Source organism: Paenarthrobacter sp. 10L412 (assembly GCF_056395565.1).
On the sequence record NZ_JBFTJT010000006.1, the window covers coordinates 352351 to 369087 of the forward strand.

At 55.5% G+C, this 16737-nt stretch carries 14 protein-coding genes; 7 read left to right on the plus strand and 7 right to left on the minus strand.

What is annotated here, in order from left to right:
* Positions 1–14: 14 nt before the first annotated feature.
* From AC1DD7_RS09655 to AC1DD7_RS09670, 4 genes are read right to left on the minus strand one after another with little or no spacing between them, the layout of a single operon-like run.
* Positions 15–1148, minus strand: a complete 1134-nt coding sequence (locus AC1DD7_RS09655; protein WP_477514772.1) for a glycosyltransferase — start codon at positions 1146–1148, stop codon at positions 15–17.
* Between the two features lie 18 nt (positions 1149–1166).
* Positions 1167–1826: an LbetaH domain-containing protein gene (locus AC1DD7_RS09660; protein ID WP_477514773.1), complete on the minus strand. Its 660-nt coding sequence runs from the start codon at positions 1824–1826 to the stop codon at positions 1167–1169.
* A 2-nt stretch (positions 1827–1828) separates the two neighbouring features.
* Entirely contained in the window at positions 1829–3109 is a 1281-nt protein-coding gene (locus tag AC1DD7_RS09665) for a polysaccharide biosynthesis protein (protein WP_477514774.1), read from the minus strand.
* Positions 3110–3120: 11 nt separating this feature from the next.
* Entirely contained in the window at positions 3121–4140 is a 1020-nt protein-coding gene (locus AC1DD7_RS09670; RefSeq protein WP_477514775.1) for a polysaccharide pyruvyl transferase family protein, read from the minus strand.
* A 110-nt stretch (positions 4141–4250) separates the two neighbouring features.
* On the opposite strand from AC1DD7_RS09670, the gene AC1DD7_RS09675 reads away from it, so the two are divergent.
* From AC1DD7_RS09675 to AC1DD7_RS09705, 7 genes are all read left to right on the plus strand, one after another.
* On the plus strand, positions 4251–5495 hold the full coding sequence (locus AC1DD7_RS09675; RefSeq protein WP_477514776.1) for a glycosyltransferase family 4 protein: 1245 nt from the start codon (positions 4251–4253) through the stop codon (positions 5493–5495).
* A gap of 44 nt (positions 5496–5539) precedes the next feature.
* The gene (gene gmd, locus AC1DD7_RS09680) at positions 5540–6568 is read left to right on the plus strand and encodes a GDP-mannose 4,6-dehydratase (protein ID WP_477514777.1); all 1029 of its coding nucleotides are present in this window, start codon (positions 5540–5542) and stop codon (positions 6566–6568) included.
* Complete coding sequence (locus tag AC1DD7_RS09685) at positions 6568–7542, plus strand: GDP-L-fucose synthase family protein (protein ID WP_477514778.1); 975 nt, start codon at positions 6568–6570, stop codon at positions 7540–7542. The genes gmd and AC1DD7_RS09685 overlap by 1 nt, the downstream gene beginning before the upstream one ends.
* Positions 7543–7573: 31 nt before the next feature.
* Positions 7574–9022 (plus strand): sugar transferase, encoded by a 1449-nt coding sequence (locus AC1DD7_RS09690; RefSeq protein ID WP_477514888.1) that lies wholly within the window; start codon positions 7574–7576, stop codon positions 9020–9022.
* Positions 9023–9381: 359 nt separating this feature from the next.
* Complete coding sequence (locus tag AC1DD7_RS09695; RefSeq protein ID WP_477514779.1) at positions 9382–10890, plus strand: DUF4012 domain-containing protein; 1509 nt, start codon at positions 9382–9384, stop codon at positions 10888–10890.
* A 174-nt stretch (positions 10891–11064) separates the two neighbouring features.
* Positions 11065–11679, plus strand: coding sequence for an LPXTG cell wall anchor domain-containing protein (locus tag AC1DD7_RS09700; protein WP_477514780.1), 615 nt, complete (start codon positions 11065–11067; stop codon positions 11677–11679).
* A gap of 276 nt (positions 11680–11955) precedes the next feature.
* On the plus strand, positions 11956–12384 hold the full coding sequence (locus AC1DD7_RS09705) for a VanZ family protein (RefSeq protein ID WP_477514781.1): 429 nt from the start codon (positions 11956–11958) through the stop codon (positions 12382–12384).
* A 13-nt stretch (positions 12385–12397) separates the two neighbouring features.
* Here the strand turns inward: AC1DD7_RS09705 and galU are convergent, their stop codons facing one another.
* The 3 genes from galU to AC1DD7_RS09720 form a co-directional block, all read right to left on the minus strand.
* Entirely contained in the window at positions 12398–13291 is an 894-nt protein-coding gene (gene galU / locus AC1DD7_RS09710; protein ID WP_477514782.1) for a UTP--glucose-1-phosphate uridylyltransferase GalU, read from the minus strand.
* 184 nt (positions 13292–13475) lie between these two features.
* Entirely contained in the window at positions 13476–14060 is a 585-nt protein-coding gene (locus tag AC1DD7_RS09715; RefSeq protein WP_477514783.1) for a hypothetical protein, read from the minus strand.
* A gap of 777 nt (positions 14061–14837) precedes the next feature.
* Positions 14838–16409, minus strand: a complete 1572-nt coding sequence (locus AC1DD7_RS09720; RefSeq protein ID WP_477514784.1) for an O-antigen ligase family protein — start codon at positions 16407–16409, stop codon at positions 14838–14840.
* Positions 16410–16737 lie beyond the last annotated feature (328 nt).

A 16737-nucleotide genomic window follows, 5' to 3' on the forward strand; every position in this document is an offset into this window, starting at 1 on the left:
GCCACCTTCAGCGATTAATATTTTGCATTATCAACTGTCGTTACATTAACTGAGGCTTTACTATATATAGCCATGAGCTGCTGATACACGGCAGATATTGAAAACTTATCTTGCACCAAACGTCGGGCTTGAATGCCTAATCTCGCCCGCAGTTTAGGATCGTCAATAAGCATCTTTAAGGGCTCGACCAATGCCCCCTCATTCTCGGCAATAACGATTCCAGCTCCGTACTCCTTCACATATGGAGCTAATCCGTTCGACTGGGTGATAATGACAGGTAGACCTAGTGCCATTGCTTCAAGTACAGACATAGGAAACGGCTCATCCACTGACGGAAGTACGTAGACTGCAGCCGTCCTCATACGGTCCAAGGTCTTTTCTGGCCCAACCGCGCCTTCCCAAGTCACGTTCGACGCAGCTGGCAGCGAGTCAATAAAAGCTTGGACGGCCCCGCCTTCGCCCTCGTCTGGACCCACCAAGGAGAAGTGGACCTTATTTTCCACATTCCCGAGTTCTCGTGCTGCCTTCAAAAACTCCAAAGGCCTCTTGCGAGGATGCAAACGGGCAAGGTAAAGAACATCGACGAGATCGAGTTCACGATTGACGTCCGTTGGAATCGGCACGCCGTTCGGCAATCGAGTTAATTTTTCGGCAGGTATTTTAAATAATCTAGAAAGTGATGCCTGCTCTCTGGACGTCAGATACAGCACGCTGCAGGCCCCTACGACAACTGCACTAGACAGCGAGAGGTCCAGTAGACGAGCCAAACGCCGGTTGGACTCGTCGATCATCCCATGGGTTTGCACGACATATGGAACACGGGTCAGTAGAGCCAATACTGCTGCTGGCAGCGTCACAAGATCCCTGGCCAAATGAACGTGGACTACGTCATAGGAGCGGATACGGCTCATCAGATGTCGCAACATGGACGGCGACATCAGTCCGGCAAAGCCAGTACCAGGAACTACCCGCCTGACACGGAATAGCCTGATTTGAACTCCGTCAACGCTGTCGGGAAGGTCGTCGAAACCCGACGCTCCCGCTACAAAATCAACTATGTGGCCGGCCGCCCTCAGTTCGCGCACATGATTCAATGCCACACGCAGTGGTCCACCGTAAGCGTTATCGGGGGTCAACAGTGTGACCACTTGAAGAATCCTCATAACTTACTTTCCACCAAGGCCACTGTTTTCGAACCTCGATCCCTGTAGTGTCAAGGGATTGCCTGCCCAAATGGTGTTGGACGGGATATCACCTTTCACAACTGAACTCGGTCCAATGACGGCGGATATCCCTATTCGGCTTCCGCCGAGAACAACACATCTGGACGTTACCCATGCTCCAGCGGCAACTTCGATCGGTCTTGTAATCAAAGCCATGTCCTTACGGTGCGCATGACTGCCGGTTGTCAGAAAACAATCCTGCGATATCACGGCATTTTCACCAATGCAAATCAAGTCTTGATTGTGAATCCAAACGCCTTCTCCGATCCAGGCATCATGCCCAACTTTCAGTTTCCAAGGAAAGGCAACACGTGTTCTTGGGCGAAACACCACACCATCTCCAATCTCGGCTCCGAAGGCCCGGAGTACTGACGTACGAAGCTTCGAACTGGGCTGCCACGAGTTTGTAACAAAGAGACGTTCGGCAATAGCCCACAGATACATGAAGACGGCGGGTTTATCCCAAGTCATCCGTTCACCTGGCGCTTGCGCCAACGCAATTACGGGCACCCCGTCGACAAATTCACTATTAGGAACGCGGATTGATTGATCTGCGCGTGGCACATTCTTGTGAATAGGCGACTGATCAATTGGTTTTTTCATTATCAGGTAGCCTCCGGGGATGATCCTCTAATGGCAAATGTATTAGATGTAATTACTACGGCATGACCACAACAAAGTGCCAAAAACACGCCATGCATGCCCAGTGAGAGACTCATTGGGATCACAAGTAGCAGGCCGATGACTGAGCCAATCAGTCCGTTATGGAAGAGCTTCCTTGTCATATCGAGGGACACCAAAACGACCTGGCCAACGACCGAAGAGAATATTGACATGGCAAAAGTTAGGCCAAACAGGATGGCAGCCCAACGATCTGGATTTACTTGTCCCGCACTTAACCAATTGACTAAAGGCGAAACCCATATCGCCAGGGCTGCCCCGATGACTGCGGATGTAAACAACGAGCCGACTACAGTGGCACGTGCCCGGCTGCGAAGAACGGAGAGATCTCTGTGTGGCACCCAACCCCGAAGCGCGTCAATTAGGGGAGATGCGGCCGTAAAAAGCTGCTTGGTAAGGCGGTCCATAACGGCATAGGGTCCCACCGCTATAGGCGCAGTATATCCAAGCATAAGAAGCGGGCCGCTACTATAAATGGCTGAAACTGTCGCGGCGGCCATACCAAACCGGTGAGTGAGCAAGTTATGCTTAATGCTCTTCACAGGTGGATGTTCAAGATCCGAATATGGTTCGATATATTTTCGGATCCACAACGAACATAGGATAACACCCCCCACGGCGCCGCATATTTGCCCGATCAGAGCCATCGCCATATTGTTGAACTCAAACATTAGGAAAACCCCCAGGATTAGTCCAATAATCCGCGGAAAAGTTTCCCAGTATAGCAATATGAACGGTTTCCTCTTTCCGATCAGAAACCAATTAAGCCGCAGGCCTAATAATCCGGTTGATATGATGCCCAGTATTGAATACTGATTTGCACCATTTGGTACTAGAAAATAGCAGCCCAAGCATGCAAGAACTAACGTTGGACCAAGGATAACTAGCCGAGTCCGCCATGATTCAGCAACAATAGTAACGTACTCCTGCGGCGACGCCCGAGCAATTATTGCGGGTCCTGACAAAGCCCAACCGTAGCCTATTATGATTGTTGCCATCACTCCGATTGATTGGCCAACGGCTGCAGAGGCCCAAGACATGACGCCTCCGACAGACATCATCATCGGGATTGCAACTATTGTTGCTATGCCAGTCAGCCCTACGTTTAGCGCGTAGCCAACGACAACGACCGGACCACGACCTCTACGCCTTCGCAACCGCTTTCGCTTCAGCGGCGCTGTGGTGGTTGGAGTCTCTTCAGCCATGTGGCCCCCAGTCACGAATGTGCTTCTCGCAATTCAGCAGCTAGAAGTTCTTTTGCCTTTGCTGCCGCTTCAGACAGTGTGTCAACCATATATACATCTGGAAACGACTGGATGTAATCGCTAAAGATTGCCGAGATCTTCCCATTTGCGTTATCCATGGCGATCGTGGGAATCCCCATCAGGGCTCCCAAAAACATGCCATGCAGTCGATCAGTAACGAGTATCCGACCACGTGAGAGAGTCCTCCTGGCGCCTCGAAGGTTCAGGTGCGCCGCGCGCCCGTAAGACCATTGGATCGAACCTTGGAGCCTATTGCGCAGGGGCGTCACAACCCTAGCGATGTTCTCTGGCATACGATAGACCGCCCAGAGACATTGATCCACAGTATTTAGAGTCCAGTCAGTAACTTCGTGTTGTATATCGGAGAATACATTCTGCGAGCGATCGGTTATTGACTCCGCATCATTGCGCAAAAGCAACAAGACATCGCAGTCGGGTGCCTGCGATCGGTCAAGGAAACCCAGCCCAAGAGCTAGATCAGGACAGTAGACGTGCCTAGACGTCGGAAACCAGTCCGCGGCCCTGTGCAAGTCTTTGGACTGCCGGAACATCAGCGTAAGATCGCTATGTTTGTTGAGAATTTGCTGTGCTCGCTCCAGCCCTTCAGTGGTTTCAAAGTCTAGGCTCTGGGGCAATTGGATGATCTGACGGTCAGGGAATTCAGTAACCACTAGTTCCCTGAATGCCTGATGCTCATGCCATCGATCGCCAAAGTTGCCCCCTCCTGTTATGAGGATGGGTCCCTCCGGAAGCCTGCGCCGAAGATCTGACGGATCAAAGCAGAACACATCCGCCATGTACTCGACCCTTACACCCAGTTGCTGGAGGTAGGCCATGGCACCGAGCCAAATGAACGAATCACCGGCATTCTGATGTCTGGGGAAGTCCAGGAGAGCGACACGCGAACCTGGCGGCAACAAACTTCCAAGCGTATTACGTGCTTCGTCCTGCAGAGAGATCAACGGGTTCATGGTTGCCATGTTAGGGCGTTCTTGGCGCTCGGTTGAATCTGTTGAGCTGTTGTTCGGTGCAGACTAACTTAAGTTCCATCTCTGTGCAGTCAAGCAGCTAGTATTGGCCCGTGACTCACTCATCACTGCGCATCACCATACTTGGTCTAAATTACGCCCCCGAACCAACGGGCAATGCCCCGTATACAACTAGCCTCGCAGAAGGACTGGTCGCCGCCGGGCACAGCGTTCAGGTGATAACCGGTTATCCACACTATCCCAACTGGCAACGCGATCCAGAATACACGGGATGGAAGCGCATAGAGGTCATAAATGGCGTGACTGTCAAACGGCTTCGACACTACGTTCCCCGTAAGCCTTCCCTGGTTAACAGGATGCATATGGAGCTTAGTTTTGGTCTCCGCCTCATGTTCGCGCGATGGGGAAAACCAGATGCAGTGCTTGTTGTAAGCCCCGCCCTTTTTTCGAGTGGGATGGCGATTGCCCGGGCGAAACTTCGGCCAAGCCGCCCTGCCGTAGGCCTCTGGGTTCAGGATATATATAGCAGGGGCATCGTTGAGACTCGGTCGGGAGGTGGCCTTGTCGCTACCCTCATGGGCAAGTTCGAATCGGCAATACTTAAGGGTGCCGACGGCGTCACGGCCATCCACGACCGGTTCCGACAGTACATGGTGGAGTCCCTTGCGGTAGCTCCGGACCGCATACGAGTTATCAGAAACTGGACGCACTTGCCCGCTGCCCCAAAGACTGGCCAGGCAGAAATGAGAGCCAGGCTGAACTGGGCGCCCGACGACATTGTCGTTCTGCATGCAGGCAACATGGGAAAAAAGCAGGGCCTGGAGAACGTAATCGACGCCGCACGCATAGCGGAAGCCCGAGACAGCCAAGTCCGGTTCGTCTTAATGGGCGACGGAAACCAGCGCCCACGGCTTGAGGAGATGGCGGCTGGCCTGCGCCGGATCGACTTTGTGGACCCACTTCCTGACGGCGACTTCCAGATAGCCTTGTCCGCCGCAGATTTCCTTCTGGTCAACGAGCTTCCCGGTGTCAAAGACATGGCGGTTCCCAGTAAATTGACGTCGTACTTCAACGCCGGCGTCCCTGTGATCGCGGCAACCGATGACGGAAGCGTGACGGCAGCGGAAATTGCTTCGTCCGGCGGGGGCGTGCGCGTTGATGCGGCAAACCCCACGCTTCTGGTAGATGAGATCGAACAGCTCGCTTTGAAACCTATTCAGGCGCAAGAGCTTGCAGCAAACGGGCTGAGGTTCCGAGCTGTCACATTATCTGAAAATATTGCCATCGCCGACTATGATGAGTTCCTGTCGACGATAGTTTCGGCCCGGAGCCGGTAGGCCCGCCAAATGTCGTAATCGAAAATTCTCTAGTGGGGGCATCCATGGTAAAACGTGCACTAATTACGGGTATTACAGGTCAGGATGGTTCTTACCTGGCTGAGCTACTTCTTCAGAAGGGCTACGAAGTGCATGGCCTGATCAGGCGGGCTTCAACTTTCAACACGGCACGGATTGACCACCTTTATGTAGACCCTCATGACGCCGGTGCGAAACTATTTTTGCACTATGGTGACTTGAGTGACGGCGCTCGCCTCGTAACATTGCTCGCTGAGATCAAGCCACACGAGGTCTACAACCTTGCGGCACAGTCCCATGTAAGAGTTTCATTCGATGAACCGGAACACACAGGTGATACAACGGGAATTGGGTCCATTAGGCTCCTCGAAGCAGTTCGAATGTCCGGAATAGAGACCAAGTTCTACCAGGCTTCTTCATCTGAAATGTTCGGAGCCACTCCTCCTCCCCAAAACGAGGAAACTCCGTTCTACCCACGATCGCCCTATGGCGCAGCTAAGGTCTACAGCTACTGGGTTACAAAGAACTACCGCGAGGCGTATGGAATGTTCGCTGTCAACGGCATTCTCTTCAACCACGAATCACCACGTCGCGGCGAAACGTTCGTTACCCGCAAAATCACACGGGCGGTTGCTGCCATTAAGGCCGGACGTCAGGATTTCCTCTACATGGGCAACCTCGACGCTGTCCGCGATTGGGGCTACGCAGCCGAATATGTCGAAGGCATGTGGCGCATGCTGCAAGTGGATGAGCCGGACGATTTTGTGCTCGCAACCGGAGGTAACTACACAGTGCGTGACTTCCTACAGATTGCTTTTGAACACGCTGGCCTGGATTGGGAACAGCACGTGCGTTTTGACGAACGCTATCTGCGGCCGACAGAGGTAGACGCGTTGGTCGGAGACGCTTCGAAAGCCCATGAGAAACTCGGGTGGAAGGCCACCGTTGAGACGCCCGAGTTGGCTCGAATCATGGTCGATGCCGATATCGAAGCTCTGAAGCATGCTGGCAACCACTGGATCGACAGTGTCGACCTTGAGAGCTGGAAAAACTAATGACCGTATCCACTGCATTTCAGGCTGGTCCATTGGATCGCGATGCGACCTTCTACGTGGCGGGCCACAAGGGCTTAGTGGGCTCCGCTATTTGGCGGAAGCTGAAGTCCGCAGGGTTCGCAAGCTTGATCGGTCGGACCTCGTCAGAGCTGGACTTGAAGAGCCGGGAAGCTGTCTTTTCCTTTTTCGCTGAAACAAAACCCAACTATGTCGTTTTGGCAGCAGCGAAGGTAGGCGGGATATTAGCTAACAACACGTATCCCGTCGACTTCCTGAGTGAAAACTTACAGATACAGCTAAATGTATTGGATGCCGCTCGAGAAAACGGTGTTGAGCGTGTACTGTTTCTTGGTTCGTCCTGTATCTACCCCAAGTATGCTGAACAACCCATCCGAGAAGATTCACTTCTCACCGGCCATCTGGAACCGACGAACGACTCATACGCAATCGCAAAAATCGCCGGCATCATGCATGTACAGGCAGTACGGCGCCAGTACGGGTTGCCTTGGATATCTGCAATGCCGACAAACCTGTATGGCCCCGGTGACAATTTCTCCACGACTGGTTCGCATGTGCTTCCTGCGCTTATCCGCCGTTTCGATGAGGCAGCTGCCTCCGGAGCAGCAGTGGTAACCAACTGGGGTTCCGGTTCGCCCCGTCGGGAGTTCCTGCACGTCGATGACCTAGCCTCAGCGTGCCTTCATCTGATGGAGAATTACGACGGTTCCGAGCATGTGAATGTCGGTACAGGGGTGGACGTGACGATTAAAGAGTTGGCTGAGATCGTGGCTGAAGCCGTCGGATATGAGGGCAGCATTGAATGGGATACATCGAAACCAGATGGAACGCCCCAAAAACTTCTCGACGTTTCAAATCTAACAGCGGCTGGCTGGACGGCATCCATCGGTCTGGAAGACGGTATCCGTTCAACGGTTGATTGGTACCGATCGAACTATTCACAAATTCGTAGCTAATCTTCAAAAGATTTCGCCGTTCGTAAAGCAAATGGGGGGCTCCTTGAGTCGTGACAAGGATTGGCAGGTACGGGCGTCCCGCAGACTCCGAGTCGCGGATGCTTTCGTCATTGGGTGGGCCGTCGTTGGCGCATACATTATTCGATTTGGCGTTGAGCCAGATTTTGTGATTTCAGGTGAGGAGCCCAACTACGTGTGGGTGTCCGCGGCTCTGGCTGTCGTCTGGTGGTTCATGCTCGGTGCCTGGAACAGCCGACAAAGTCGTATCTTGGGCGCCGGACCTGACGAATATAAGAGAGTAGCCGCTGCCTCGCTCTGGCTCTTTGGACTGGTCGCAATCTTCTCTTACGTCTTCAGGATCGAGACTGCCCGAGGCTATGTGGGAATTGCTTTGCCCGTCGGATTGGCAGGGTTACTACTAGCACGGTGGTTGCTCCGCCAGCACCTCAGCGTCGCCAGACAAAAGGGCAACAGTATGTCCCGGCTACTGCTACTGGGTGGCCCAAGCGCGGTCGCGCATCTTGCATCTTCGCTTCACAGTGCCAAGCATTCAGGCTACCTGCCGGTCGCCGCCTACACTCCTGGTGACGGAGGGGCGCCGCGCCTTGAACCCGATTCCGGGCTCCCAATTCTCGGCCACAAGACCGATATGGAGTCGGTATTGGCGGCAATCGACAGCTGCCAAGCGGACGCCGTGGCTGTTTCGGCGGGCGTTCAGCTTCATCCCCAAACCATTCGGCATTTAGGCTGGGAATTAGCTGCTCGAAACGTGGGACTTATCATGGCTCCTGCCCTGACGGATATTGCCGGCCCCAGGATACATACACAGCAGGTGGCCGGCCTTCCTCTCATCCACGTGACGACTCCTACGCTCGAAGGCGGCCAGAGGGTAGCGAAACGTCTTTTCGATATCGCGGTGTCGGGTTTTCTCATTATCCTGGCTTTTCCCTTGATGCTGTTGCTGGCGGTTTTGGTAAAACTGGATAGCCGCGGACCAGTGCTGTTCAAGCAGGATCGTGTGGGCATTGAGGGAGAGCATTTCCAGATGTTGAAATTCCGCTCAATGGTTCTGGACGCCGAGGCGCGCTTGGTCGAGCTCGAGCATCGAAACGAGGGCAACGGACTCTTGTTTAAAATCAAGGATGACCCACGCATCACGCGTGTAGGACGTATTCTTCGCAAATACAGCCTCGACGAACTGCCTCAGCTGTTCAATATATTTTCCGGTGCAATGAGTCTTGTCGGGCCTCGACCACCCCTACCCCGCGAGGTCGAAGCCTACGAGCAAGATGTCCGGCGACGGCTACTTGTCAAGCCCGGACTGACCGGCCTGTGGCAAGTAAGCGGCCGCTCCAACCTATCCTGGCAGGATTCTGTCCGGCTTGACCTCTACTATGTAGAAAACTGGTCACTGGCCGGCGATCTGGTTATCATCCTGCGAACTGTGAGGGCCGTGTTTCATAACACGGGCGCCTACTGATCGACGGAACTAACTTGAACATTGAAAAGAGAGTTGTAGCGGCGATGTCACCGAAATCTACTCGTGCCCGACGGAGAAACCGAAAGCGACTAGCACTGGCCGCAATCTGGACAACTGTATTTGCCTTGCTCCTCTTGGGAGCTAGCGCTTGGTTAGGGTTTAGGGCTACAACGGCTCAGTCCGAGTTGGAGGCCGCAACGGCGCTGCTTCCGACGCTCAAGTCTCAAATAGGCGCTAATGATGCGGCTGGTGCATCGCTAACGGTCGAAGCGTTGGTCCGGCACACTGGCGCAGCCCGCGATGCAGCAAGTGACCCCCTTTGGAAAGCGTCCGCGGCCTTACCCTGGCTGGGCGCCAACATGCAGGCGGCGAGTGAAGTGGCAACATCAGCAGACGACGTCGCACGACTGGGGGCCGTGCCACTGGTGAAGGCGTTTCAGTCGCTTGACTGGAAGACGCTGACTCCGGGTTCCAACGGTATGGACCTCTCCTCGTTACAAGCGGCGGCGCCCCAGGTTGAAGCTGCCGCCCATGCGGTTCGAGAATCTGCACAGCGTCTCAACAATATTCCGACAGGAGAGCTCCTTCCGCAGGTTTCAAAACCTCTTCAGGAGGCCCGGAATAAGTTGACCGCCCTCGAGCAGGACTTGAATTCAGCAGCCGACGCCGCGAGCCTAGCACCGGACATGCTGGGGGCCGACCGCTCTCGTCGCTACCTGCTGCTCATGCAAAACAATGCCGAGTCCCGTGCAACGGGTGGAATTCCAGGTGCGCTGGCGGTTCTCACCGTGGACAAAGGCAATCTGACACTAGGGTCTCAAACCAGCGCAACCGCGCTTGGCACCTTCGTACCGCCCATATCTATTGATGCTGAGCAGCAGGCAATTTACTCTGCTCGAGTCGGAAAATTCATGCAGGACGTCAACCTAACCCCTGACTACCCCACCACTGCCAAGACGGCACAAGCAATGTGGGAAAAGAGCACAGGCGAGCGGCTAGATGGCGTCCTATCATTGGATCCCGTTGCTCTGAGCTATATCTTGGAGGCAACGGGCCCAGTTAAGATCTCCGATCCCGTAGTTCGGCAGATCGGACGGAACCTGCCGGCCCAACTCGATGCTAACAACGTTGTTAAAACGTTGCTGTCAGATGCTTATGGCAAGATCGACAGACCTGAACTCCAGGATGTCTACTTTGCCGGGGCGGCCAAGGAGATTTTTTCCGCCGTCTCCTCTGGAAAGTCCGATCCCAAAAAGCTTATGGATGCCTTCGCCAGAGGTACTAAAGACCGCCGAATCCTTTTGTGGTCTGCCTCAACTGATGAGCAAGCCACTATCGCCAAGTATGGACTTGGAGGCACCGTGTCCGGATATGCCGTGTCACCGGCTCAGTTCGGGGTTTACTTCAATGACGGCACCGGCGCTAAAATGGACTATTGGGTGAAGCGGACCGTTCAAATAGCCAAAGATTGCACAAGGGATGGATACCGCGAAGTGGTTGTCCGCGTCACTAGCACCAACACTGCCCCTTCCAATGCCGCAACATCCCTGCCAACTTATGTGACGGGCGATGGCGTCTACGGTGTTCCGGTGGGTGCCGTCAAGACGAACTTGGTCGCGTACGGCCCCGTTCAATCCAATATTGACATTGTAGTCAAGGATGGTGAAAAAATCCCCTTCGCTGCCCAGCGCCACGGTCAGAGGGCGGTGGGAACCGCCACAATTCAGCTGGCTCCGGGTCAAAGTAGCAGCGTCGACTTCAATTTCGGCCACATCGTCCAGCATGCAGAGCCCCAAATAGTTGTCACGCCTACAACGCAACCAGTCAAGGATGTCATCAAGGTCGGAGCTTCGGCGTCGTGTGAATAGGACAAGACGAGTTCGTTAATCCTTTGTAACGCGTTTGGATTTTCTTTGCTGCGAGTACCACTAAAATGGTAAGTTCTACTTGGGCAACACATGAGATTTCGCCTTAGGGTCGCTCAGGACCTCGGAAATCTCCAACACACACGTGGTACTAAATCGGGTCTCAGGGGGACACACATGAAGAAATCTCTTGCAGCGCTTACGCTCGCAGGTTCCATCGCACTTGTCGGCGCAGTTCCAGCCGTCGCAACTAACTACCCAGCACCGAACTCCAGCGTTGCAGTTTCCGACGCATCGGTGGCACCGGGAGAAGCATTTACTTTTAGTGGCACTGGTTTTACTCCGGGTGAAGGTATTACTATCACCGTCACGCCGACCGGCACGCCGGCAGCTAGCGGCGGCAGCGTATCTGCCGGTAGCCTGTCCGTCTCAGGTCGCATTCCGCTGGCACCTTCAACTTTGGGCGCTGTAGCTGACGCAAACGGTGCTTTTGCAACGCCGATCGTTATTGACACTCCGGGTGCATACGCCTTGACTGCTACCGGCAACACGTCGGGCCACACGGTTGGTCCTGTCACCGTGGTGGTCGGGGGCACCGCCCTTTCCAACACCGGCGGCAACTCCGGCACGGGAACGGGTCTGGCGAACACTGGCGGTGTTCCGCTGGCAAACACTGGCGCTGACTCCAGTCTGATCCTTTGGTCTCTCGTGGGCGCAGGTGCGTTGGCAGCCGGTACCGCATCCGTGGTGGTCGCCCGCCGCCGCGCCAAGAACACTGAGGCTGCTGCCTAAGGCACCACGCTTCAAAACCAGGGTGGCTTGTCGACGGAGATTGTTTCGTCGACAGCCACCCTTTTCTATCTTCACGTTCCTGATCCAAGACCTTCTGTGGTATTCATATGATCATGGGGCGACATTGGCGTAGGCGACGGTGGCATTGCGAGCTACGTTTGCCGGCGTACCGGGTACCGACACTGCCCCAAGGATTTCCCCAATACGTTCTCTTGGCACTGCTGACAGTTGCCGCCGCTAGCGTCAGCGCTTGGGCACTTATCCGTACTTCCTGAGGTGCAATTGAAAAACACACTCCCCTGGCGGATAGCTTTGGTTGCATATTTGGGGGGCTTGGCTGTTGTTGGTTTTTGGCCTTCTCCAGTGGACCAACCTATCCAAGGTACGCTCGCGACTTTGCTGAATTTTCTGCATCGGCACGGCGTACCGTCTTGGTTCGACTACCACGTGGTGGAATCCTCGGCAAACGTAGTTATGTTCATTCCCCTCGGAATCTTTGCCGCTATGGCCTTCCCAACACGAGCCTGGTGGGTCATCGCTGGGCTTGGAATCATAGTCTCCACATGCATGGAGCTCGGGCAATTACTATTCATTACAGCCCGTTTTTCAAGCGTGGTTGACGTTGTCATGAACACACTTGGGACTGTCATTGGCACGGCAGCAGTGGTGTTGGTTGCCCGGAGGAGCCGCAGAAGATTCGCCTAGTCTCAGGCAATTCCTAACCGATGAAGCCCTTCATCCAAGTCTTCAAATCCTCACCGAATTCAGGGCGCTCGGAGGCCAAAGTGATCACAGCTTTCAGGTAGCTGAGCTTGTCGCCTGTATCGTAGCGTCGACCGCGGAAGACTACGCCGTAGACACCTGAGCCCTCGCCCTCCCCTGCGGCGAGAGTTTGCAGGGCGTCGGTCAGCTGAATCTCTCCGCCACGGCCGGGCCCAGTGTTCTCCAAGACGTCGAAGACAGCCGGGTGCAGGACATAGCGTCCAATAATCGCCAAGTTGGACGGTGCATCTTCCACCGTGGGCTTCTCAACCAGCTTATTCACCCGGACGTACCCTTCACCCTCAATGGACGAGATGTCCGCACAGCCGTAGGCGCTGATCTGTGATGGCTCTACCTCGATCAGAGCGACGACTGAGCCACCGGTCTTGTGCTGGACTTCCATCATTGTGGTCAGGAGTTCGTCGCGTTCATCGATAAGATCATCTCCCAACAGAACCGCAAACGGTTCATCGCCGACGTGCTGGCGGGCGCAAAGCACAGCATGACCCAGGCCCTTTGGTTCACCTTGGCGAACGTAGTGGATAGGCCCAAGCGCCGATGCGTGTTGGACGGCGTCCAAGCGCGCCTGGTCGCCCTTAAGCTCCAAGGACCGTTCAAGTGCCGGAGTCCTGTCGAAATGGTCTTCCAGCGCCCGTTTGCTTTGGCCCGTGATCATGAGGATGTCGGTGAGTCCGGCATCTACAGCTTCCTCGACCACGTACTGGATGGCCGGCGCATCCACAACCGGCAGCATCTCCTTCGGCATTGCTTTGGTGGCGGGCAAGAATCGCGTACCCAGTCCAGCAGCCGGAATTACAGCTTTGCGCACAATATTCCCCCATGTAGTCATGAGCAAACTCTATAAACCCTCACGGGAATTACGAAATTTGATATACGTATATTAGTTAATGATTTTCAGAGTGTCTAGCTTTTTGATTCAGGAGACGCTTCAACTTCGTGATCAAGCTAAGGGCAGGTGTTTTCCGGTTACCCAGAAAACACCTGCCCTGTAAAGACCTGTTACTTGCTGAAGCCTAGGCCTTTGCCTTGGCGCGACGAATCAGCGCTGCCGATCCTGCGCTGGCAGCCAGGGCGCCCGCACCAACAAGCGACCACATGATGAGGCTGGAATCGACCGCGGTGCCAGCCTCCGTAACGCTGGAAGCACCAGTGAGTCCGGAAGTGCCCTTGCCGCCACCATGGTTGCCGCCGCCGTTGTTGTTGCCTCCACCATTGCCGGAATTCACAGTTATGGCCGCCCAACGCGTGTTGCCGGACGTGGCACCGACGGCAGCGATCTTGTAGTTGCCACCATCCGTAAAGGTAATGGAGGTGGAGAAAGCGCCGGTGCCGTCAGCAATAACGCTGAAGCTCGACGGAGCAGGCCGCTCGCCGGACGAATCCTTCTTGCCGCCGGTCCGCTGGAACGTAACATTGATGGTTTCGCCGGCGAAGTAGCCACTGCCGGCGAAAGTGATGGATTCGCCGGCAGCTATGGTGCCGTCGGAAACGGTGCCCTGCTCGTTGCCCGGCGCTGGGTAGGTGGATGCCACGGCCGGAGCGGTGCCAGCCAGTGCGATTACTCCTGCAAGCGCAAGCGCTGCAATAGACTTCTTCAAATTGTCCCCCCTGAGACGAATTACGATATTCATGTGATGTTGCGGATGCAGATCCCCCATGGAATAGCGTTCCGAAATCCCAGCTGTCTATCCAGGGACGACGATATCATTCAGGGCTTGCCCATAGCAGGGCTACTTCATAGTAGTTACACAGGATTAACCTATCGTCTATCTGGTCGACTCGCAGTCACGAAGTCGCCCAGTGTCAGGTTTATCGACCGTTTTTGACAGCAGACTTGCGATAAATGACAACCTCACGGTGGAGCAGTCAGTAACGTTGTCCACTCTTTGACTTGGCAATGCGTGCCCTGCCTGCCACTAGACACCATGGGCGGGCAGTGTGGTCGGTCCGTCGGCAGCGGTGCCGGTCACACCAAGACCCAGATCTAATCCACATCAACTACCCTTGCGGAGCCCCTTGGCTGCGGACAAGCATAGGTGGGGTCGACAACCCTTCCACTACAGCGAAGCTTCAAATGATCATTGCCTCGCGGAGCTTGCCGGCTGACCAAGAATTGAAAATGGCTCCATCATTCCGCGTCATGGATCGGCGTGTGCGCACACTTCCAACATGTGACGTGCCGCCGAAAGGCTTCGGTTCCTTGTGGGTTTCGACCGGAGACTTGTAACAATGACAACGTCACCAGCGCACCGTCAGTAAGTAGTTCAATCTGACCCTGGCAGTGCGAGCAGTCCGTGCCAATACACCCCCATTGGCGGGCAGTGTGGTCGGTCAGCGGCGGTGACCGACCACACCACAAACCAGAATCCAATCCATCAGGGGCTTAGTGTCTCAGCGCGGTCCATCGCAGCCTCAGCAGCTCCGGCGTCGCCCGTTCGCTGGTAAATCGCCGAGAGAATGCGCCAAGGTGTGTCCAGTGTCGGATCGAGTGTCGCTGCCTTTTGAAGGTCATCAATGCTCTCGGAAGTACGTCCAAGTCCGAAATTCGCCACTCCACGTTGGACAAAGAGACTGGTCGATGAGGGCGCCTCCGCCAGCAACTCGTCCAGCACTTCCTTTGCGTCATCCAGTTCACCGCTGTAGATGTATCCGATGGCAAGTGCAAGACCGGCCTCTTGAGAATGCGGAGTGGACTCGCGCGCCAGGCGCGCCCATTCAACTGCGTGCTGGGCTGAGAGCTGGTCCCCCGTTGTCGCAGGCCCGGCAAAGGCCTGGGCCGCGAGCAATGCCGTATCGCTGTCCCACGGCCTCAGGCTGTGGCCCAGCTGAAAGGCCTTGTCCGCACCCTCAGCATCCCCTGCCCGGGCCGCTTGGGCGCCAGAGCTCATTGACCACTCCGCCAGAGTGGCCGGGACCGCCACTGCCAGGCAGGCGAATGCAAAGGCAAGCCCTCCGGCGCGCGGAAGCAGGGGGCCGAACCTCGTTGTCCACGTGTTGACTGGTGGTTTGACCAAAGTGGAGGCAGCCGGAATGCTATCCCGCCCCACCAGACCACCGCACAGCAATGCCACCACCGCCGTGGTGCCGATGGAAGTGAAATGCGTCAGAAGAGCAATCCAGTACGCCAATATGGCAACGCCCGTTATCACCAAGTACCGCTTGAGATCGGGGTCCTGGGCCTCCATTAGACGCTTTCGGACCAACCACACAGCGGTCCCCACGCAGGTCAGAGCGAGTAGAAGCAAGGGAAAGCCGCCCGCGGCCAATGCTTGCAGCATCCAATTGTGCGGAGAGTCGGTCGGGAAGGTATCGCCAACACTTCGGGCCCAGTCATCATTCAGGTACCCAGGCAAAGCGTCGACGAAGCCACTGGGACCAACCCCGGATAGCGGATGGTCGGATATCAAGGCCAGGCTTCTATTCCACAGGAGCAATCGCCCGTCCACGGTTCCGGCTGAGAGCAGCCGTTCCCTCGTGGCCGGGACGATGAAAACAGCAAGGGAAAACCCGGCAGTAACCGCTCCTGCCCCCAATACAGTCCTAAATGTGGACCATTTTCGGCTTCGCATCCACAGGATGGCGACATACAACGAAACCATCGCCAACCCGAAAAGAGCTGCTCGCGATCCGGAGAGGATGGCAACAAAGGCGCTGGCCGCCAGCCCTGCGCGCCGCAGCCACAATTGCCAACCCTCTTCAGAGGAAGACTGTGAAGATAGAACCCCCGCGATGATGAATCCGATGAGTCCCTGATCCGTTGCGTTGCCTAGGGTTGCACCCGGCCGGTCATCCAAACCGCCGCCTAAAGGGCGCAGGCCAATGGATTCCATGACGGAGACCGCAAGCAGGGGAAGGGACACGGCCGCCAGCGAAAGGCGCAGGACCTTCCATTGAGGAAGAGACCCACTCCCGCCCAGCAGCTTGGCGCCGACTACGAAAATGGCCACGTACAACCCGAGTGTTAGAAGGCCCTCATACCGTGGCCACCGCCCGAAGAAACTGGGCCAGGGGCTTCCAGATAGCGACATTGCGAGCAAGATCCACAGCGCAAGGGAGAAAACGAAGACCCCCAGCAAGCGTGGGACCCGGGCGCCCGCTGGTGAAAGAAAGCCAAAAAGGACGGCGAGAATCATTATCGTGATTTTGATCCAGACGAATCTGAAGAGCCCACCAGGCTGAAACGCCAGAATGGAAGTGGCCGTCAGAAGGATACACAGCCCGGGAAACCGCGAGGTTGCCAGGGAGATGCGCGGGCGGCTCGATTTTTTGCTCACA